The sequence below is a fragment of the Aeromonas sp. 95A genome, assembly GCF_051919235.1.
GTDB lineage: Bacteria > Pseudomonadota > Gammaproteobacteria > Enterobacterales > Aeromonadaceae > Aeromonas > Aeromonas veronii.
The window spans coordinates 1,313,467-1,332,847 of the sequence record NZ_JBQBFC010000001.1; the positions used below are offsets into that span (position 1 = coordinate 1,313,467).

The window sequence follows — 19,381 nt, forward strand, 5'->3', positions numbered from 1 at the left end:
CCTTTTACAGCGCAGGAGTGATCAGCTCCACATCAGGTTGCTCGCTCAGCTTTTGCCGCAGCCAGTAGGCGGACTCCACCTCGACAAAGCAGAGCAGATCCTGGCCATTGGCCGCCATCGCCATCAGCTGCTCAAAACGCAGCTGTTGTTGCTGCTCCCAGGCGGCAGCGAGTTTGGCACCGTGGGCCTCATCCACCACTTCGCGGCGCAACTCGAACAGGTTATCGGTGATCGGGCTGTTGATCTTGGCGGCGGTGTGCCAGTACATCAGCAGGTTATCCATCATCTCGCTGTCGTAGTTGGCCAGTGCATCCAGCTCGGGTGTATCACCGCTGTCGCTGGCGGCAAAATCACACCAGCCCGCATCGAGTGACGCCAGCTCATGAGCCTCCTTGGCATGCTTGCGTAACAGCGCAATGTCGGCCCCCTTGCGTGCAGGTAACCACACCTCGCCCTGATGGGCATCCAGCAGGGAGGTCAACGAAGCAGCGGGGTAAACCGGAAAGCGGGTACAAAGTGAATGCAGCAGGGATACCAGAGTGATCTTGACCATGAGCGATACCTTGAACAGGGCGAACAGCCACCAATAGACCGTCCGATATAAAGAAGTGCCCTATCCTACCACGTTTGTTCCGGCTCGGCCCTTGGCGAAGCTGTCAGCCAACCATCTGATTACGCCGAAAAAAACAGCATTTGAAACACAGCATCCAGTCAAAGGTCAATAATTTGAGCCAGCGCCCACTAAAGTGGATCCGGGGATGCTAGTTTGCATACATCTTTAGCGTAAGGAGTAAATCCATGATTGGGATCGACCAGGTTTCTAACGAATTCGTGAACGATTTGAAAATACTGGCATGCTTTGATCCGGCCAACATGAGCCTTGGGATTAAATTACGCAGCGATATGTCTGAAGAGTTGTGCCAGGCGGCAGCCCGTCTGCACCAACAGGGGCTCATCAGCGCAGAAGATGGTGGCTATCTCACCCCGTTTGGCATGACCATGGTTGAACACCTGCAACATCTGCTGGTCGCACTCAAACCGCTTTGACCGGCTGTGGTGCCCAGAGTGAAAAGTTGAGTAGCTCCCAGCGCTCCCCTTGGTGAAGATGACAGGCAAACAGCAAAGGACCTTCGGGTCCTTTTACTTTGCCATCCACCAGCCACTCCCCCTCCCTTTCAGGTACCAGTCGCGCATTTACCTCATCGGGTTGCAGCGCCGCGCCCACCCGGACCTGGACAAATTGCTGGCAGATCACCTGCGCTTCCATCGCGGATTGAACCGGTACAGGCGCATCGGACGTCGGAGTCAAGGTGGCAGCAAGCAGGAGCGATAGCAGCATGATTCAGCACATAGGAATTAGTAGCATAAGCCATATAAACAAAAAGCCGTGGCACCAGAGGTACCACGGCTTTCTTAAATTCTGTAAGAATTACAGAGCGGTTACGTTCTCAGCCTGCGGGCCTTTCTGACCTTGGGTCACAGAGAACTGTACGCGCTGACCTTCAGCCAGGGTACGGAAACCGTTACCTTGAATGGCGCTGAAGTGAACGAAAACGTCCGGGCCGTTTTCTTGCTGGATGAAGCCAAAACCTTTGGTTTCGTTGAAAAACTTAACGGTACCGGTGATCATGTTAGACATATCTTTTAAACCTGTATTCAAAATAATTACTTATGCTTTTCAGCGGGTAAAGCTCAAAAAACGGGATTAACTTATGAACAACAGGACAAGATGTGAAACATCGTATTCATTGACATAACTATCGCCCTTTCAAGCTGGTTTGGATTATACGTGGCTTTGTAGATTACGCAAACAAATTTGTGCCCTGCCAATGACAGGGCACAAACCGTTATAAGGTGGCTGCTTCCAACGCTTCGACCAGCGCTCTGAGAAAACGAGCCGCCTCCCCGCCAGTGCAGGCTCTGTGGTCAAATGTCATCGACAGCGGCAATGCCCTGACGGGACGCGCTTCACCATGGATGAACACCACTTTTTCGAACAATTTGCCTGCCCCTATGATAGCCACCTGCGGCGGCGTGACGATAGGGCTGGCATAGCGGCCTGCGATAGCACCGAAGTTGGTGAGCGTAATGGTCGCCCCCTGCAACATCTCGCGGGGCACGGCGCGCGCCTTCACATCGGCGATCATCCGATCCAGCCCCTGCCGGATATCCGCCCCCTCCCGCTCGGCCACGTTCTCCATCACCGGCACATAGAGGCCATGCTTTGAATCCACCGCGATGGCTACATTGACCTCTTTGAACAGCCGCCGTGACAGGGTTTCACCATCAAACCAGGCGTTCATCGAGGGCTCGGCGCGGCACGCCACGCCAATGGCCTTGATAAGGCGCACCGTCACATCTTCATCAGGCCGCCAGTGACGCAAATCCACCTCATCGGTGATGCTGACCGGCACCACAGTCTGATGAGAGAGCTCCATCGCCTTGGCCATGGCACGCCGTGACCCTCTGAGGAATTCGTTGCCACTGCTCTGCTGTGACTCGAATGCCTGCTGCACATCCAGCTCGGTCACCATGCCGCCGCTGCCACTTCCCTTGAGCCGGTCGATATCCAGACCCAGTTTTTGTGCCAGCAGTCGCACCGCTGGCATGGCTTGCACCAGCGATCCCCCCGGGGCAATGGCCCCCACCACGAAGTGATCCTCGATATGTTGCTGATGGGCGCTCACTTTGCCCACCACGGTGCCATCATCCTCCCCCCCTCGAACTCCACCAGCGGCGCACCGATATGGAGGATATCCCCCTCGGCGCCGCAGAGACGGGCGATCACCCCGGCCACCGGAGAGGGCACATCCACCAGCGCCTTGGCCGTTTCCACCGACAAGAGCACCTGATCGACCGCGACGGTATCACCGGCACTCACCTTCCACTCGACGATCTCGGCTTCGGCCAACCCTTCACCCAGATCCGGTAATTTGAAAAATTTCATAGCCACTGGTTCTCCATCAGCTGGTGAGCGGCATCGGCGATATCCTGCTCGGTGATGAGGTAATACGCCTCGTTGCGATAGTAGGGGACGGCGGCATCCACCCCGGTCAACCGTTTGGGTGGCGCCTTGAGGCTGGGAAGTGCCTGCTCGGTCACCCGCGCAACGATTTCGGCCCCGACCCCGAAGCTGCCACACGCCTCATGCACCACAAGCAAGCGGCCGGTCTTGCGTACCGAGGTGAGGATGGTCTCCATATCCAGCGGCTTGATGGTGGCCAGATCCAGCACCTCGCACTGGATATCCTGCTCGGCCAGCAGGTTCGCCGCCCGCATCACCTCCTGAATGCAGGCCCCCCAGGCCACTACCGTGATATCCCGGCCCGGGCGCAGGGTGAAGCAGACATCCAGCGGCAGACCGACACCGTCATCCACCACCTCGGATTTCATCGAGCGATAGATGCGATCCGGTTCGAAAAACATCACGGGATCCGGATCGCGGATGGCCGAGAGCAGCAGGCCATAGGCGCGTCTCGGGCTGGAGGGGATCACTACCCGCAGCCCCGGAATATGGGCAAACAGCGCCTCGACACTCTCGCTGTGATGTTCAGGCGAATGAATGCCCGCGCCATACGGGGAGCGATAGACGAGGGGACAGGAGAGGCGGCCACGTGTGCGGTTTCGCATCCGCGCCGCCTGACAGATGATCTGCTCCATCCCGGGGAAGATAAAGCCCTGAAACTGGAACTCAGCCACCGGCTTGAGCCCCTGGGTCGCCATGCCGACCGCCACCCCGGCGATCAATCCCTCGGCCAGCGGCGTGTCGATCACCCGCTTGAAACCGAACTTGTCGCGCAGGCCCACAGTGGCGCGAAACACCCCGCCGTTGACCCCCACATCCTCGCCCAGTACCACCACATCCGGGTCGTGCTCCATCTCGTAGTGAAGGGCCATGTTGACCGCTTCCAGCAAACTGATCTCACTCATGGCCAACCTCCTGCTTCATCCCCTTGGCAATCACTCGCTCGCGCTGGGGCAGGAGTTCGGCGGGCAGGCTGGCGTAGTGATAATCGAGCATCGCCTCCGGCGGCTGGGGCGCCATCGCCTCATAACGGGCGACCGCCTGCTCTACCTCTCGGGTGGCCTCCGCCAGCAGGCTCTGCTCCTGCTCTTCATCCCACCAGCCTTTGCTATGCATAAACTGGCGCAGCCGCTTGACCGGCTCTTTCGCCCAGGCGGCCTCGACCTCGGCCCCATCGCGATAGCGAGTGGCATCGTCGGCCGTGGTGTGATCGCCGAGGCGATAACTGACCGCCTCGATCAGAGTCGGCCCCTTGCCGCTGCGGGCCCGTTCGACGGCACTGCGCGCGGCATCGTAGACCGCCACCACATCGTTGCCATCCACCTGCAGGCTGCGCACCCCTGCGCCAATCCCCTTTTGGGCCAGCGTAGGAGCGCTCGATTGCAGCTTGCGCGGCACCGAAATGGCCCACTGGTTGTTGTTGACGATGATGACCATCGGCAGGTGCCAGACACCGGCGCAGTTGAGCCCCTCCAGAAAATCCCCCTTGGAGGTGCCGCCGTCGCCGATGGTGACTACGGCAACCCGCGGTTGATTACGCAGTTTGAAGGCCGAGGCAATACCGCAGGCATGGGTGATCTGGGTGGCGATGGGGACGCAGATAGGGAGATCTTCAGAGGGAGTCCCATCGGGTTTGAGAAAAAAACTGCCCCGCTCGTCCCCACCCCAATATTGCAGGTTTTTCTCCATCGGCACGCCCCGCACATAGAGGGTGGGCATGTCCCGATAGTAGGGGACGTAGACATCCTGCGGCTGCATGGCCAGACCAATGCCAATCCCCACGGCTTCTGCGCCGAGATGGGAGGGAAAAGTACCGAGCTTGCCGGTTCGTTGCAGCGCTATCGCTTTTTTGTCATAGCTGCGCACCATCACCATATTGCGGTAGAAGGTGTGCAGTATCGCCTTGTCCAGCCAGGTCGGTAAGGTGGCGACCGGGCACCCTTCCGCATCGAGGTAACGAAGGAAAGGGATGTCGACATGGGTCATAACTGGCTCCTTGCCGTTGTGAGCGTCACCGATGCTGGTGACACCTAGATGTAAATACCTTGTTAAATAAAAAGCAAAGGGATTTACTCAGGTAAGACCAGTAGAAACTTCTTTAAAGTAGCGAAGGAGCTGAATTTTCGGCGATGAGTGGCAAGGTATGCCGTAAATGGTGCAACTTTGCAGCGCTGAATGCAGGATGCCAAATGTGAAAAAGGGGAGCTTTGCTCCCCCATTGAGTTACTCAAGTCAGCAGTTACTTCAGTTAGCTGTTACTTCGGTCCGCCGTTACTCCAACCAGCAGTTACGCCAGCCACTGTTGCAGCTGGCTGGCCATGCCAGCTGGCAGCAAGTGAGCGCGACTCAGCAAGCGGCTGCACCAGGGCTCGGCCAGCAAGGTGGGGCAAATTCGCATCTCCCGTCCTCGGTCAGCCACGCGCACCAACCGATCGATGAGGGTCTCCAGCGGCGGATGCACCGGCCAGTGAGGATAGAGGTCGGCAGTCGCGATCCCGGCCAGCTCGCACACCCGCTCCTCTTCCTCATCTCCCTTCCCAGCAACCATTGGCCAGGGGTGAAGCACCTGTAGCCAGCCCGGTCTTGCCACCTCCAGCAACTGGCCCAGCGTCGGCTGCGCAAAATGGGGATCCCCTGCGGCTTTGAGCAGATGGCGCGCCCCTGCCAGCACCACCACGCCGCGGGCGGGAAGTGCAAGAAGATAGTCGGCCAGCGCCTGATCCCGCCCCCTGTTGTGTTGCTGCCACCGCTCCGGGCTCATCTCCTGCCACTCGAATGAGGGCTCGCAGAGATGCACCCGCAGCCGCATATGTTCAGGGCGCACCAGATTGCTCTGGCGCAGAGCGGAAAAGAGAGCCGGAAACTCGGGGGCCATCCAGGCAGGAAAGGCGCAAGAGTCAAGCCAGACCGGATAGAGCCGTGCCAGCGTCAGCGGCTCCCCCTGCCAGCTCTCCTGCCCCGTCAGCCAGGCATCGAGCAAGCCCTGATGGCGGCGGTTGCCGCACTCCAGCACCAGATCGGTCATGACTCCCCAGAGCGCCGGATCACACAACCAGGCGTGCTGGCGCCGGATAAAATCCGGGTGCCAGTGCGGCTCCCCCAGCCCCACCAGCTTGCCCGCCTGCAAGGCTTCCCGGATGGCGACAACCGGGGTCATGCGTCCCCCTCCTGCCGGATGTGCGGTTGTTGCCCGACCCCATCGACCCGCTCACAAATAAGGGCGCCGATCTTCGCCAACCAGTCGGGATGCACCATCTCCTGATGCAGACAGGGGAAGCGCTCATAGCGGATCTCCCCTTTTGTCAGCGACGCCCAGCCACGTCCATCCAGCCAGGGCTGGCGGGAGGCTGACGCCTCGATAAAGATCACCTCCCCGTGGTAGCAGTAGTCGACCGGCTCACGGATCAGCCTGTTGTTGTGGCCCACCAGCTCGATCATGGCGCTCACCACCTGCTCATCGAGCATGGCCAGCGCACTCCCCTCTGCCCCCAGTCGGGCCACCACCGCGTCACGGGTGAGGGAATCCAGCGCCTCGTCCGCAACCGCAATCCCCCCCATTCGCAGCAGCGCATCGAGCATCCGCTGCTCGTCGGGCAACGGCTGGGTCTGCCACTGCTGACAGGGGTAGGCATCGAGCAGCAGCACCATGGCCACCTCCTGTCCCTGCTCTTGCAACATGGCGGCCATCCGGTGCACCAACATGCCCCCGAGCGACCAGCCGAGCAGCCAGTAGGGCCCCTCGCTCTGTTGACGACGCAGCTCGGTCACATAATCGAGGGCCAGCTCGTCGAAGCTGGCAGGCAGCGGCGCATCCGGTTGGCAGAGCGCCCGCGCCTGCAGGGCATAGACCGCCATGTCGGTCGGCAGATGGGGCACCAGTGGCGCATAACACCAGCCGAGCCCCCCTGCGGGGTGGACGCAAAAGAGGGTGGGGCCCGATGTACCAGACTGCGTACCATGCGCCCGCAGGGGCAACAGCATGGGCATGGCCTCCCGCTCACCGCCAAGACGACGCGCCAGCTGGGCAGGGCTCGGTGCTTCGAACAGACTGGCCAAAGTGAGCGCCTGTCCGGTCGACTCTTCAATACGTACCACCAACTGCGCCGCCAGCAGGGAGTGGCCGCCAAGGGCAAAGAAGTTATCGTCGGCGCCGACCCGCGCCAGCCCCAGTATCTCGGCGAAGAGACGACAGAGCCGCTCCTCCAGCAGGGTTTTCGGCAGCGACTGACCCACCGCCGACGCCATATCGGGCAGCGGCAACCCCTTGCGATCCAGCTTGCCATTGGGGGTTAGCGGCAGCTCGGCCAGGTTTACCAAGAGCCCCGGCACCATGTAGTCAGGCAAGGCGGCGCCAAGGGCGGGTACCAGCTCGGCCAGCGTCAGCTCTCTGCTATCTGCGGCCACCACATAGGCCACCAGACGGCGATCGCCGGGAGCAAATTCGGGGGCCAACACTACCGCCTGCGCCACTCGGGGATGGCGCAGCAGCACCTGCTCGATCTCCTCCAGTTCGATACGCTGGCCACGGATCTTCACCTGAAAATCGAGGCGCCCCAGATACTCGATGGCGCCATCCTCGCGCCAGGCGGCCAGATCGCCGCTGCGATAGAGCCGTCCCGCGCCGAAGGGGTTGGCAATAAAGCGCTCGGCGGTGAGCTCGGGCTGGCCAAAGTAGCCCTCCGCCACCTGCACGCCGCCGATCCAGAGCTCCCCCGCCACACCGGGCGGCACCGGCTGCAACCAGGGGTCGAGAATGTGGATACAGGTATTCCAGACCGGATAGCCGATGGGCACGCTGGTCACCGCCTCGTCTGCCCGGCAGGGATACCAGGTGACATCCACCGCCGCCTCGGTCGGGCCATAGAGGTTGTGCAGGGGGGCTGAAAATGCCCCATACCAGCGCTGCACCAGATCCGCGGGCAGCGCCTCGCCGGAGCAGAAGACCTGCCGCAGGGCGCGGCAACGCGCAGGCTCGGCCTGAGTGACAAAGATCTGCAGCATGGAGGGGACAAAGTGCAAGGTGGTGATCCCCGCCAGCTCAATCAACTCGGCAAGGTAGGCGGGATCCTTGTGGCCGCCCGGTTTGGCGAGCACCAGCCGCGCACCGGTCATAAAGGGCCAGAAAAACTCCCAGATGGAGACATCGAAACCGGCAGGGGTCTTTTGCAGCACCCGATCCGCCGGGCCGATGGGATACATGTGCTGCATCCAGAGCAGCCGGTTGACGATGGCGCCGTGGCTCACCACCACCCCTTTGGGCCGACCGGTCGAACCTGAGGTGTAGATAATGTAGGCCGCATCTTCCGGTTTGGGGGCTGGTAGATCACAAGGTGCTGTCGTTGCCAACTCTATCGTCGCCAGCTGCTCTGCCACACCGGGGGCATCGAGGCAGACAAGTGGCGCCGCCACGTCGAGCGGCATCTGAAGCGTATGGCTGGTCAGCACCAGCGCAGGATCGCTGCTGGCGAGAATGTAGCCGATCCGCTCCGCCGGGTAGTCCGGGTCAACGGGTACATAGACGGCCCCCACCGCCATGATGGCCTGCTGGGCGAGAATAAGCTCGGGAGCGCGCGGGATCACCACCGCCACCCGACAACCTGGGCCCACTCCCCTCCCCGCCAGATAGCTGGCCAGCTGGCGGGTACGCTGGCGCAGCTCGGCCACACTCCAGCGCTCGGCGCCACACTCCAGCGCGATGGTGCTCTGATCCGCTGCCGCCAGCCCTTCGGCCAGCAGTGCGCTCAGAGTGGTAGTCGGCAACGGATAGTCGGTCTGGTTCCAGCGCGCCAGCTCAGCCTGCTCACAGGGCAGCAGTAGCGGCAAACGCACCGCTTCGGCCTCGTCATCCGCCTCACTCCAGGCCGCCAGATAGGCCAGCAGCCGGGCCAGATGACGTTCACTCTCCTGTTGGCTGAAGCGCCCCTGATGTGCTTCGAGGGTCAGGGTCATCGCGCCAGCCTCCTCGGCAAAGTAGAAGGCGCACTCCTCCACCGGCCCCGCCGCCAGCACCTGCACCTCGCCACGAACCTGGTTGTGTCCTTTACCAAAGCTGAGGGTACGGGCAAAGGGCATCAGATTGACCTGAGGGCCAAACAGCGGCTGGCCCGGCTGACGCTGCTGCAACCACTCCTGACGGCAGCCCTGATGGCGGCGCAGGGCGGCAAATTGCCGCTCAACCTGTGCCAGCAACCCCCCTACCCGGCTGGTACCGCTCAGCTCGATGCGCAGGGGCACCACATTGACCTTCATGCAAGGGGTATCGGCCGCCGCTGAGCCCAGCCGCCCCATCAGCGGAATACCCAGCACCACCTCACCAGCGCCGCTCATTCGCTGCACATAGCTGGCCACTGCCGCCAGCAGCAAGCTGTAGGGGTGACAGGCCGAGCGACTCGCCCGTGCCACCAGTGCCTGCCACTGGCGGCCAGCCAGACGCTGTTCAAGACGATAAGTGGGGCCCGGCCCTTGCGCCGGACGACGGGAGAGCGACGCCGGGCTCTCCACCCCGGCCAGCTGCTGCACGAAGAAATCGCGATCCCGCGCGGCACGCGGCGAATCCTGATAGGCCGCCTCTTCGGCCAACAACTCCTGCTGAGTCGCATAACGGCAGGGAGCAGGCTGTTCGCCCGCACAAAGAGCCTCATACCAGCTCACCACCCGCTGGCAGAGCAAACTCAGGCCAAAGCCGTCGATGGCGATATGGTGCACGGCGATAAACCAGGCCCACTGCCCCTCGCCAAGGCGATAGAGGGTGGTGGCAAACAGCGGCCCCCCGGCCAGATTGAAGGGGACTGCCAGCAGTGCACGCATCTCGGCCTGCGCAGCTGCAAGCGGGTTAGCTTCGCTGCGCAGATCCCGCTCGGTCAGCTGCCAGCAGGCGGGGTTGGCCACCATCTGCGGGCCATCGGCAGTAGCCACAAAGGCGCAGTGCAGACCGGGGATCTCGTCGATAGTCTGGCGCACCGCGCGGGTGAAGTGATGGGGAGCCAGCGCCCCCTCCAGCAGCCAGTATTCGCCGGTATTGCAGGCGGGGCTCTGCGGGTATTTTTGCTGGGCAAACCAGATGCCCGCCTGAGCGGTGGTAAGCGGCCAGCACGGGTGATCACCACGCTGGTGGGTGGCGCGCATCGCCATTGTCTGTTCCATGGGAATGTCCTTGCGCAAACATCGAGCGAGCAGTGACTTGCCCCTGCCCGCATGGCTGAAAAGCGAGGAGGCCAGGCCTCCTCCATAAAGAGAGTGTCACGCCTGCCAGATCGGCAGAGTGCAGGCTAGCCCCCCAGGGTGGCACCGCCATCGACCACCAGATCCTGCAGGGTGATATGGCTGGCGGCATCGGAGGCGAGAAACAGCACGCAGGCAGCCACCTCGTTGGGTGTCCCGAGCTTGCCAAGGGGAATCCCCAGCTTGAACTGCCCGGGCAGACCCGCAATGGTACGCAGCTCCCCTTCGCGCTGCTCTGCCTCCCCCTCCTGCCACATGCCGCATAACATCGGTGTTCGGGTCGAACCCGGCGACACCAGATTGCAGCGCACCCCATAGGGGGCGAGTTCCAGCCCTGCCGTTTGGGTGAGGCTGGTCAGCGCCGCCTTGGAGGCGCCATAGATGCCCATCCCCACTCGCGGCACCCGACCGGCATTGGAGGAGACATTGACGATGGCGCCCCTGCGCCGCCCCTGAAACCAGGGGGTCAGGGCCCGCATCAGGTAGAAGGGGGCGAAGGTGTTGATGGCGAAGGTGCGCTGCAAAAGGGCGTCATCCACCTCATCGAGCCTGCCGGTCGCCAGTACGCCGGCGACATTGACCAGCACATCGGGCCCCAGCCCCTCATCCAGCAGCTGTTCGCAGCAGCGGGTCACTGCCTCGCTGTCGCTGACATCGATCACCACCCCCTTCACGTTGCCGGGCAGCGCCTCGGCCAGTTGCAGATCGAGCGCCACCACACTGGCCCCCGCCTCGGCAAAGGTGCGCGCCACCGCATGGCCAATTCCCTGTGCCGCACCGGTCACCCAAATGGTTCTGCCTTGCCACTCGCTCATGGGGTGCACTCCGGTTCGCTGATGTGATCTTCGTTGACCTGATAAGCCGTGCCCTGACAGACATTAAGCTGACGGGAGAGGAGCGCCCACCAGTGAGCCAGGGTCGGCGTGCGGGCCAGCTCGGGCAGCTCCACCACCAGCCCCTGCTGACGCCACTCTTCCACCAGCCCCATCACCGCCAGCGAGTCGAGACCGTAGTCGAGCAGGTTGTCATCCTCGGTGGGCTGCTCCTGCTGCATCTCGGCGGGCAGCCGCGCCAACACCAGATCACGCAGTGACTCGCGAGTCAGAGGGCGTTTGCTGGCCGCCATCACCTCGGCCACGGTAATCACCCGACCGGCATTGCGGCTGACGTAGGATAGCGCCAGCAGATGATCTTCGCGGGAGAAGTCGGCGATGGCATCTGCCACCAGGAAGGGGCGGATATCGCGCATAAAGGCATCGACCGCCGTCTGCATCACCCCGATATGGCCGTAGATGCCGCAGATCACCAGCTGATCCCGTCCCCATTCGGCCATCAGCTCGGCCAGCGGTGAGCGGCAAAAAGCGCTGTAACGCCACTTGGTCAGCACCGTATCCTGCGGCTCGGGAGCCAGCGCCGAAACAATCGGTTGACGCTCCGGAGCTCGGGTCAACCCGGGCCCCCACATGTCATTGAGCAGCGCCCGATCTGCCTGACTCTGTTCGGCGGGCTGGGCGGTATAGACCACCGGCATACCGAGGGCACGCGCCTGACGGATCAGGGTGGCGATATGGTCGATGACCTGATTGATCAGCGGATTGTCCGCCCCGTAGAAGTCGACGAAATAGTGCTGCATATCGTGGACCAGCAAGGCGGCCCGGCCCGGTTCAAAGGGCCAGTTCACCCGCCCGGTGGGCAGCTCCTCTACGGTAGGCAGCGGATAGGCGGCGAGGGATTGAATGGTCATGCACACTCCTTGGCGAGCTGCTCGCGCAGCCTCTGTTTGTCTATCTTGCCGACCGGGGTATGGGGCAGTTGCTCCACCAGCACCAGGCGATCGGGTAGTTTGTAATCGGCCACCCCCTGCTCGCGCAGGAAACGGCGCAAGCGGGGCAGATTGAGGGGGGCGCGGCACATCAGAAAGGCGCAGCTGCGCTCCCCGAGCATGGGATCGGGCATGGCGACCAGCGCCGCCTGCCGCACATCTGGATGGGTAATCAGCAGCTCTTCGATCTCGAGGGCGTCGATCTTCTCCCCGCCCCGGTTGATCTGATCCTTGTTGCGCCCCACCACCATCAGATGGCCGCCGGGCAAGCGGCAGACCAGATCGCCGGTGCAGTAGAAACCGTCCCGATCGAAAGCCCGCTGATTGTGGGCATCAGCCTTGAAGTAGCCGCGAAAGGTGTAGGGGCCACGCGTCCAGAGCTCGCCACACTCGCCATCGGGCAAGTGGCGCCCGTCGCTATCCCGCACCTCCACCTCGTCGCCCGGGCTCATCGGACGGCCCTGGGTATTGACGATGTGCCACTGGTCATCCTCGATGCGGGTATAATTGACCAGCCCCTCGGCCATGCCGAACACCTGCTGCAAGCGGCAACCAAGGCGGCTCGCTACCGCCTCGGCGTGAACCGGGCTGAGGCGCGCCCCTCCCACCTGTACACACTCCAGAGAGGTCTGCGGATAGTGGCTGGCCGCCTCCAGCCAGAGCACCAGGGCCGGTGGCACCAGTGCCGCCCAGTTGATCTGATGGCGCTGCACCAGCGGCAGACAGGTTGCTGCGGAAGGATCCTTTGCCAGCACCACGCAGCCACCGCCATAAAACACCCCGAGTGCCCCGGGGGAGCTCAGGGGAAAGTTGTGGGGCGCCGGCAAGGCGCAGAGATAGATCACCCGCTCATCCCAACCACACACCGCCACGCTCTGGCGCACGCTGTAGCCATAGTCATCGTGGGTACGGGGGATCAGTTTGGGAGTGCCGGTACTGCCGCCGGAGAGCTGGAAAAAGGCGACCTGATCGGCCGGGGTAGGTGTTGGTGCAGTGGCAGTCAGAGGTGAACCATCAGCACGAACCACGGTTTCAGGCTGACGCCATGCAAATCCTGACTGAAGATCACTCCCTTCAGCCTGCTCGAAAAACAGTGTCTGACAGGAAGGCGATGCCAGCTCATCAAGGGCGGCGAGGCTTCCCGCTGCACCGGCAAAGCCGGGATGAGAGGGACTGAGTACCAGCAAGGCAGGTTCAATCTGGCGGGCAAAGGCCACCAGCTCGCGCCGCTGATGGCTGTAGAGGGCGTGCACAGCCACCACTCCGCAGCGGATCAGGGCAAACCAGCAGATATAGAACTCGGCGCAGTTGGGCAACTGCACCAGAGCGGTATCGCCATGGCCCAGCCCGCGCGCTGCCAGCCCCGCCGCCAGCGCATCGACCTCACGCTTTAACTGGCCATAACTGAGGGTTCGCTCGCCGCAGATCAGGGCCGTGCGCTCGGGATAACGTTCGGCGGAGCCATCGAGCAGGGCGGTGAGCGGTTGTCCGCGCCACCACCCTTGTGCCCGGTAGTGTGCTGCCAGCTCGGCGGGCCAGGGGGTAAAGGGCACCAACGGCTTCATGCAGTTACCTCCGGCTCCCGGCTCTCGAGGCCAAACGCCCGCAGCATGGTGCCAAGCTTGGCGGCGGTCTCCTGCCACTCCGCTTCCGGCGAAGAGCCCACCACCACCCCGGCGCCAGCATAGAGTCGCAGTTGCCTACCGGCCAGCACGCCACAGCGAATGGTGACCACCCACTCGCCATTGCCATCGGCATCCATCCAGCCGACGGCGCCGCAGTAGAAGCGGCGATCGTACCCCTCGAGCCGGGCGATGGCCTGACGAGCTGCCGAGAGCGGCGTGCCGCATACCGCCGGTGTCGGGTGCAGTGCCAGCGCCAGTGCCAGCACGGGAGAGGGCTCATGGAGCCGCCCGGCGATGCGGGTCGAGAGGTGCCACATGGTAGGGGTCGCGATCACCTGCGGCTCCAGGGGGACGTCCAGCTCGCGACAGAAGGGAGCGAGGGCCGCAGCGACTGCATCGGCCACCAGCGCATGTTCATAGCGATCCTTCTGGGCCCCAAGCAGTTCGGCGCTGGCCGCCTGTTGATCGGAAAACGCGTGGCGCGGACGGGAGCCCGCCAGCGGATTGCTCACCACCGCCATCTCGCTGCGCGATACCAGCAGCTCGGGGCTGGCACCAAGCAGGGTCTCCCCATCCGGCAGCGGGATCTGGAACACATAGGCGCCCGGATTCTGGGCCAGCAGAGAGCCATAGGCGTGTGCGGGGGAGGTCTGCTCTGCGCTCTGCACGTCGATGGCACGCGACAGCACCACCTTCTCAAGCTGGCCCTCGCTGAACTGCTGCAGCGCCGCCCGCACCGCCCCCTGATAGTGGGCAGCGCCGGTCACTTCGCTCACCTCGCCATGGAGATGACAACAGCGGGCGGGTAACAGCGCATCCCTTGCGACCCATTGCGATTGCGCCGGGATCACCAGATGCCAGGGGGATTGGGTATCAAACGGAATGGCGCCAATGGCGATGGGATTGTCCATCCCCTGCTGGCGCAACTGACGCAGATGGGCGAGCAGCTTCTCCGGCGGGATGCCGGTAAAACTGTCGTGGATACCGGAGGCGACCAGTACCCTGTCACCGCTGGCAAAACAGCACACTTTATCCAGCCCGGCCGCTGTGGCGGGCCACTCTCCTTCCAGTGCATGGTCACACATGACGGTGCTACTCCTTGGAATGAATCACTGCCTGATACGACTTAATGTGAGTCATTTGACTCACCAGATATCAGGGTGAACGGCATCCTAACAAGGAGCGAAAAAACGATCAACACAAATGAGAATCAATTTCATTAACTTCTTTTTAGTCAAAAGAGGGTGACGAACGAAACTTAACTTCGCCAATAAAAAAGAGTTGCGATCGGAGCAAATTAAACTTGATAATGATAACGCTTATCATTTGTATGTTATGGAAGATGTAAATAATGAAATCCTCAACCTCCCGTTTTATTGCTCCCAGCCTGCTGGCCACCACCATAGTCACTCTGCTGACCCAGCAAGCGATCGCCGCCAGCAACGCGCCTCAAGCCGATGAAGTGATCACCGTCACCACCACGGCGCACAATACCCGCTCGGCACCGGCTTCTATATCTGTCATCACGGCCGAACAGATCGCCGCCGCGCCCGTCAATGACCTTGCCGACCTGCTGCGCCACGAAGTGGGCATTCAGGCTGAAGCTGACACCAATGGCCGCAGCGATATCGGCATTCGCGGCATGTCCGGCAAGTACACCCTGGTGCTGGTGGATGGCAAACGCCTCTCCTCCTCCAATGCCCTGTGGCGCGGCGGCAACTTCGACAACACTCCCGTGCCCCTTGGCATGATCCAGCGGGTCGAGGTGATCCGTGGCCCCATGTCGGCACTTTACGGCTCCGATGCCATCGGGGGTGTCATCAACATCATCACCAAGCAGCCGGGCAAAACCTGGCAAGGGGCGGCCGATGCCGACTTCAAAGCCATCGAGGGCAAGGATGGCTGCGATCAGCACAGAACCAACCTGGGCTTTACCGGCCCGCTGACCGACAACCTGCTGATCCGGATGAACGGCGAGGTGTATGACCGTCAAGCCTGGACCCCCACCGAAGCTGCTGACGGCATCCCCCTTATCGAAGCCAAACAGACCCGCAACTTCGCCTCCACCCTCAGCTGGCTGGTGGATGAGCAGCAGCGCTTCGAGTTGGATTACCTCTACAACCAGGATGAGCGGCCTCTCGATATCTTCCGCAAAACCGGCAACAAGGTGCACAGCCGCCAGCAGCAAAACGATCGCAACCTGTTTGGTCTGACTCACAAGGGGAACTGGAGCTGGGGTGACACCACCGTCATGGCCAACTACGAGAGCTCCCAGATCGACGACTTCAACACCAGCTACTCTGCCCCACAGCAGCGGGAGCTGGAAGAGAACACCTTGACCCTCAAGGGCTATACCAACCTGGCGCTGGCCAACCACTACCTGACCCTGGGTGGTGAATATCTGGACCGGGAGCTGGTGGATGCGGTGAGCTACAAGGATATCGGCGGCAAGGAGAGTCACTCTCAGGAGGCGCTGTTCGCCCAGGATGAAATTGGCCTGACCGACAGCCTGACCTTCACGCTGGGCGGCCGTTACGATCACCACGAGATCTACGGCAGCCACTTCACCCCGCGCGGCTATCTGGTCTATGAGATGAACGATGTGGTGACAGTGAAAGGCGGTGTCAGCCAGGCCTTCAAGGCACCGGCACCACACCAGTACTCCAACGGTTACAGCATCGAGAGCTGCGGCGGCAGCTGCCGCATCTATGGCAGTGACAAGGTCAAGCCGGAAACCAGCACCAACTACGAGCTGGGTGTCATCGCAGGAGAAGGGATCTGGGAAACCAGCGCCACCCTGTTCTACTCCGACATCGACGACATGCTCACCTTCAAACAGCTGCCGAACTCCACTGACCGCACCTGGTACAACCTGGAGAAAGCCACCACCAAGGGGTTGGAGCTGACCGGCAAGCTCGATCTGACCGACAATATCAACCTTGGAGCCAACTACACCTACCTCAAGGCGGAAGGCGATCAGGGTCAGGCTCTGCCCGAGCGGCCTGAGCACAAGGCCAACGCCAAGATCACCTGGCAGGCCACCGAGCGGGTCAATGCCTTTGTCGGCACCACCTACACCGGCACCCAGTTTGCCGAGCAGACCGTCAACAAGGTTGTCGTACTGCACAAGCTGCCCAGCTATCAGACCTTCGATCTCGGCACCGGCTTCAAGGTCACCGAGAACTTTGACCTGCGACTGGGGATCAACAACCTGACCGACGTGCGCCTGCAAGAGAAAGACACCCTCTTCCAGAACGTCGAACCGGGTCGCAGCTACTACGTCAGCGGCTCAGCCCGCTTCTAAGGTAGCCAAGGTCGATATAACAGAGCGCGGGCCCATGCCCGCGCTCTGTTAACCAAGAGAATAAGGGGAAGATCCCCACTGGACAGCAAAGAGCATGCAGATTTCCATTTTCATCAGGATCGCTCATGTTCACCTCACTTCTGAATGCTTCACCCCTTGCCACCCTGCCCACCCCTGACGAGATGTTAAAGGCCAGACCCTGTCCGGCACGGCTCGCTCGCCAGATCGCTCGCAGCCGCCAGCAAGCCCGCCATATTCTGCAGGGAGATGATGATCGCCTGCTGCTGGTGATCGGCCCCTGCTCCATTCACGATCCGGCAGCCGCCCGCGACTATGGTGGCCGGCTCGCTGAACTGCAGGGCCAATACGGGGAGCAGCTGCAACTGGTGATGCGCACCTATTTCGAAAAACCGCGCACGACGCTCGGCTGGAAAGGATTTATCTTCGATCCCGACCTCGATGGCAGCGATCAACTGGAAAAGGGACTAACCCAGGCCCGCGAATTACTTCTGGCCCTTGGACAGGAAGGGCTCGCCTGTGCCACCGAATTTCTCGATCTCACCAGCATGCTCTATCTGGGCGATCTCATCAGCTGGGGTGCCATCGGCGCCCGCACCACCGAATCCCAGCTCCACCGCCAACTGGCCTCCGCTCTCCCCTGCCCCATCGGTTTTAAAAACGGCACCGATGGCAATATCCGGATCGCGGTAGAGGCGATCCTCGCCAGCCGGGCGGCCCACCTCTATACCCAGCCTTCCGGTGATGGCCAGCTGGCACTGGTGCGCAGCCATGGCAACCCCGACTGCCACCTGATCCTGCGCGGTGGCCGCCAGCCCAACTATCAGAGCTGTCATGTGGCAGAGGCTGGAGACTTGCTGCGCCAGCAGCATCTGTCACCCCGGCTGATGATCGATTGCAGCCACGGCAACAGCCAGAAGCAGCATGCCCGCCAGCTGCTGGTTGCCCGCGACATTGCCGACCAGCTGGGCGCTGGTAGCCATGCCATCGCCGCCATCATGGTGGAAAGTTTTATCTGCGAAGGACGTCAGGAGATAAGCCGCAAACCGCTGCGCTACGGCCAGTCGATCACCGATAGCTGCATCGGCTGGGAACAGACAAGGCAGCTGCTCGATATGGTGGCAGAAGGGGTGGAGGCGCGCCGCCAACTGCGGATCGCCCTCGCGGGATAAATAGCGGATTATTCAGATAACGCAGAAAAGAGTGTGGCCCCGATGGGGCCACCTTGTTGTTCACTGTCTGACGCACATCAGGCGACTGACTCACGCTCAACCAGCTGGGCTTCAAATTTGAGCGCCAGGCCGTCCACCGGCTTGTGATCGAGAAGACGCAGCGCCAGCTCGGCTGCGCGGCTGCCCATCTCCTCGATGGGGTAGCGCACCGTGGTGAGCTTGGGATAGATGTAGCGGGCGTAGGGGATATCGTCGAACCCCACTACCGACACCTGCTGCGGGATCTTGTAACCCCGCTCCAGCAGGCAAGAGATCGCCCCCGCCACCATGCCGTCATTGAAACCAAGCACGGCCGTGAACTCGACACCACGGGCCAGCAGTTCACTCATCGCCACATAGCCGCCATTTTCGTCGGCATAGGCGCGGCTGACGAGTGCAGGATCAAAGGCGATCCCGGCTCTGGCCAGAGTTTGGGTGTAACCGGCCATCCGCTGCTGACCATCGACAAACTCTTCATCATCGGAGGTGATAAAGGCGATGTTGCGATGACCGGCATCCAGCAAGTGCTGGCACGCGGTGGTGATCCCCGCCTGGTTATCGAGCCAGACGCAGCGATCTTCGGCGCCCGGCACCTGACGGTTGATGAACACGATGGGGGTAGAGCCAGCCGCCAGCTCGCTCAGCTCCTCGTCCGGGAGCGCCTTGCTGTGGAGGATCAGCGCATCGCACTGGCGCTGCAGCAGCGCCTGAATGGCATGACGCTCGCGCGCGATATCGTGGTTGCCAGACATGACGATGGTGAACTTGTTGGCCTGATCGACCATGGTTTCGATGCCACGCATCATCTGGGCAAAGAAGGGGCCGCCGCAGAGGTCGCCAACCAGCACGCCAATGCAGTTGGAACGCTTGCTGACCAGTGCCTGGGCAAAACTGTTGGGTCGAAAATTCAGTTCCTTCATGGCCGCCAGTACGGCCTCACGCTTTTCCGGTGCTACCTGTGCCGTGTTGTTGATAACCCGCGACACGGTGGAGATAGACACATTTGCCAGCTGAGAAACGTCTTTAATCGTTGCCACTATCCATTCCTTTATTGTGGGGGAACCTGTCGGTGCCGACGCCCGAGTATACCCTGCGGCCTGATGCAATTCCCGGAGCCAGGTCACCAGGCATGTTTCCTTTGGTAACAAAACCTTA

15 protein-coding genes and 1 pseudogene are annotated in these 19,381 nt (G+C 61.8%); 3 read left to right on the forward strand and 13 right to left on the reverse strand.

The genetic code is table 11. From position 1 onward, the window contains the following. Positions 1 to 4: 4 nt before the first annotated feature. On the reverse strand, positions 5 to 553 hold the full coding sequence (locus ACTG2U_RS05710; RefSeq protein ID WP_439974178.1) for a hypothetical protein: 549 nt from the start codon (positions 551 to 553) through the stop codon (positions 5 to 7). A gap of 245 nt (positions 554 to 798) precedes the next feature. Here ACTG2U_RS05710 and ACTG2U_RS05715 point away from each other — a divergent pair, with 245 nt between their 5' ends. After that, on the forward strand, positions 799 to 1,047 hold the full coding sequence (locus ACTG2U_RS05715) for a TIGR02647 family protein (protein ID WP_005334209.1): 249 nt from the start codon (positions 799 to 801) through the stop codon (positions 1,045 to 1,047). On the opposite strand, the gene ACTG2U_RS05720 is transcribed toward ACTG2U_RS05715, so the two are convergent. The 11 genes and pseudogenes from ACTG2U_RS05720 to ACTG2U_RS05770 all read right to left on the reverse strand — a co-directional run bounded on the left by ACTG2U_RS05720 (position 1,034) and on the right by ACTG2U_RS05770 (position 14,778). Continuing rightward, positions 1,034 to 1,339: a hypothetical protein gene (locus ACTG2U_RS05720; RefSeq protein ID WP_005359485.1), complete on the reverse strand. Its 306-nt coding sequence runs from the start codon at positions 1,337 to 1,339 to the stop codon at positions 1,034 to 1,036. The genes ACTG2U_RS05715 and ACTG2U_RS05720 overlap by 14 nt on opposite strands. Before the next feature lie 90 nt (positions 1,340 to 1,429). Further along, positions 1,430 to 1,639, reverse strand: a complete 210-nt coding sequence (locus ACTG2U_RS05725) for a cold-shock protein (protein WP_005302803.1) — start codon at positions 1,637 to 1,639, stop codon at positions 1,430 to 1,432. A 208-nt stretch (positions 1,640 to 1,847) separates the two neighbouring features. Next, positions 1,848 to 2,947: pseudogene (locus ACTG2U_RS05730) on the reverse strand (dihydrolipoamide acetyltransferase family protein). Beyond that, on the reverse strand, positions 2,944 to 3,930 hold the full coding sequence (locus tag ACTG2U_RS05735) for an alpha-ketoacid dehydrogenase subunit beta (RefSeq protein ID WP_021231077.1): 987 nt from the start codon (positions 3,928 to 3,930) through the stop codon (positions 2,944 to 2,946). Before ACTG2U_RS05735 ends, ACTG2U_RS05730 begins: the two are co-directional and overlap by 4 nt. Then, on the reverse strand, positions 3,923 to 5,011 hold the full coding sequence (gene pdhA, locus ACTG2U_RS05740; protein ID WP_236293794.1) for a pyruvate dehydrogenase (acetyl-transferring) E1 component subunit alpha: 1,089 nt from the start codon (positions 5,009 to 5,011) through the stop codon (positions 3,923 to 3,925). The genes ACTG2U_RS05735 and pdhA overlap by 8 nt, the downstream gene beginning before the upstream one ends. 301 nt (positions 5,012 to 5,312) lie before the next feature. Then, complete coding sequence (locus tag ACTG2U_RS05745) at positions 5,313 to 6,182, reverse strand: hypothetical protein (RefSeq protein WP_439974179.1); 870 nt, start codon at positions 6,180 to 6,182, stop codon at positions 5,313 to 5,315. Next, entirely contained in the window at positions 6,179 to 10,168 is a 3,990-nt protein-coding gene (locus tag ACTG2U_RS05750; RefSeq protein WP_439974180.1) for an amino acid adenylation domain-containing protein, read from the reverse strand. The genes ACTG2U_RS05745 and ACTG2U_RS05750 overlap by 4 nt, the downstream gene beginning before the upstream one ends. Positions 10,169 to 10,293: 125 nt before the next feature. Further along, complete coding sequence (gene dhbA, locus ACTG2U_RS05755) at positions 10,294 to 11,061, reverse strand: 2,3-dihydro-2,3-dihydroxybenzoate dehydrogenase (RefSeq protein WP_439974181.1); 768 nt, start codon at positions 11,059 to 11,061, stop codon at positions 10,294 to 10,296. Beyond that, the gene (locus ACTG2U_RS05760; protein WP_439974182.1) at positions 11,058 to 11,990 is read right to left on the reverse strand and encodes an isochorismatase family protein; all 933 of its coding nucleotides are present in this window, start codon (positions 11,988 to 11,990) and stop codon (positions 11,058 to 11,060) included. Before ACTG2U_RS05760 ends, dhbA begins: the two co-directional genes overlap by 4 nt. Further along, positions 11,987 to 13,633: a (2,3-dihydroxybenzoyl)adenylate synthase gene (locus tag ACTG2U_RS05765; RefSeq protein ID WP_439974183.1), complete on the reverse strand. Its 1,647-nt coding sequence runs from the start codon at positions 13,631 to 13,633 to the stop codon at positions 11,987 to 11,989. The genes ACTG2U_RS05760 and ACTG2U_RS05765 overlap by 4 nt, the downstream gene beginning before the upstream one ends. Beyond that, positions 13,630 to 14,778, reverse strand: a complete 1,149-nt coding sequence (locus ACTG2U_RS05770) for an isochorismate synthase (protein WP_439974184.1) — start codon at positions 14,776 to 14,778, stop codon at positions 13,630 to 13,632. The genes ACTG2U_RS05765 and ACTG2U_RS05770 overlap by 4 nt, the downstream gene beginning before the upstream one ends. A gap of 266 nt (positions 14,779 to 15,044) precedes the next feature. Here ACTG2U_RS05770 and ACTG2U_RS05775 point away from each other — a divergent pair, with 266 nt between their 5' ends. Together ACTG2U_RS05775 and ACTG2U_RS05780 are read left to right on the forward strand one after the other, a co-directional pair. Then, positions 15,045 to 16,997 carry a TonB-dependent receptor domain-containing protein gene (locus ACTG2U_RS05775; RefSeq protein ID WP_439974185.1) on the forward strand — a complete coding sequence of 651 codons (1,953 nt, stop codon included), beginning with the start codon at positions 15,045 to 15,047 and terminating at the stop codon, positions 16,995 to 16,997. A 125-nt stretch (positions 16,998 to 17,122) separates the two neighbouring features. Beyond that, a complete protein-coding gene (locus tag ACTG2U_RS05780) occupies positions 17,123 to 18,187 on the forward strand; it encodes a 3-deoxy-7-phosphoheptulonate synthase (protein ID WP_429077231.1) in 1,065 nt (354 codons plus the stop codon). A 77-nt stretch (positions 18,188 to 18,264) separates the two neighbouring features. Here ACTG2U_RS05780 and ACTG2U_RS05785 read toward each other — a convergent pair whose 3' ends face one another. Beyond that, entirely contained in the window at positions 18,265 to 19,263 is a 999-nt protein-coding gene (locus ACTG2U_RS05785) for a LacI family DNA-binding transcriptional regulator (RefSeq protein ID WP_005350588.1), read from the reverse strand. Positions 19,264 to 19,381 lie beyond the last annotated feature (118 nt).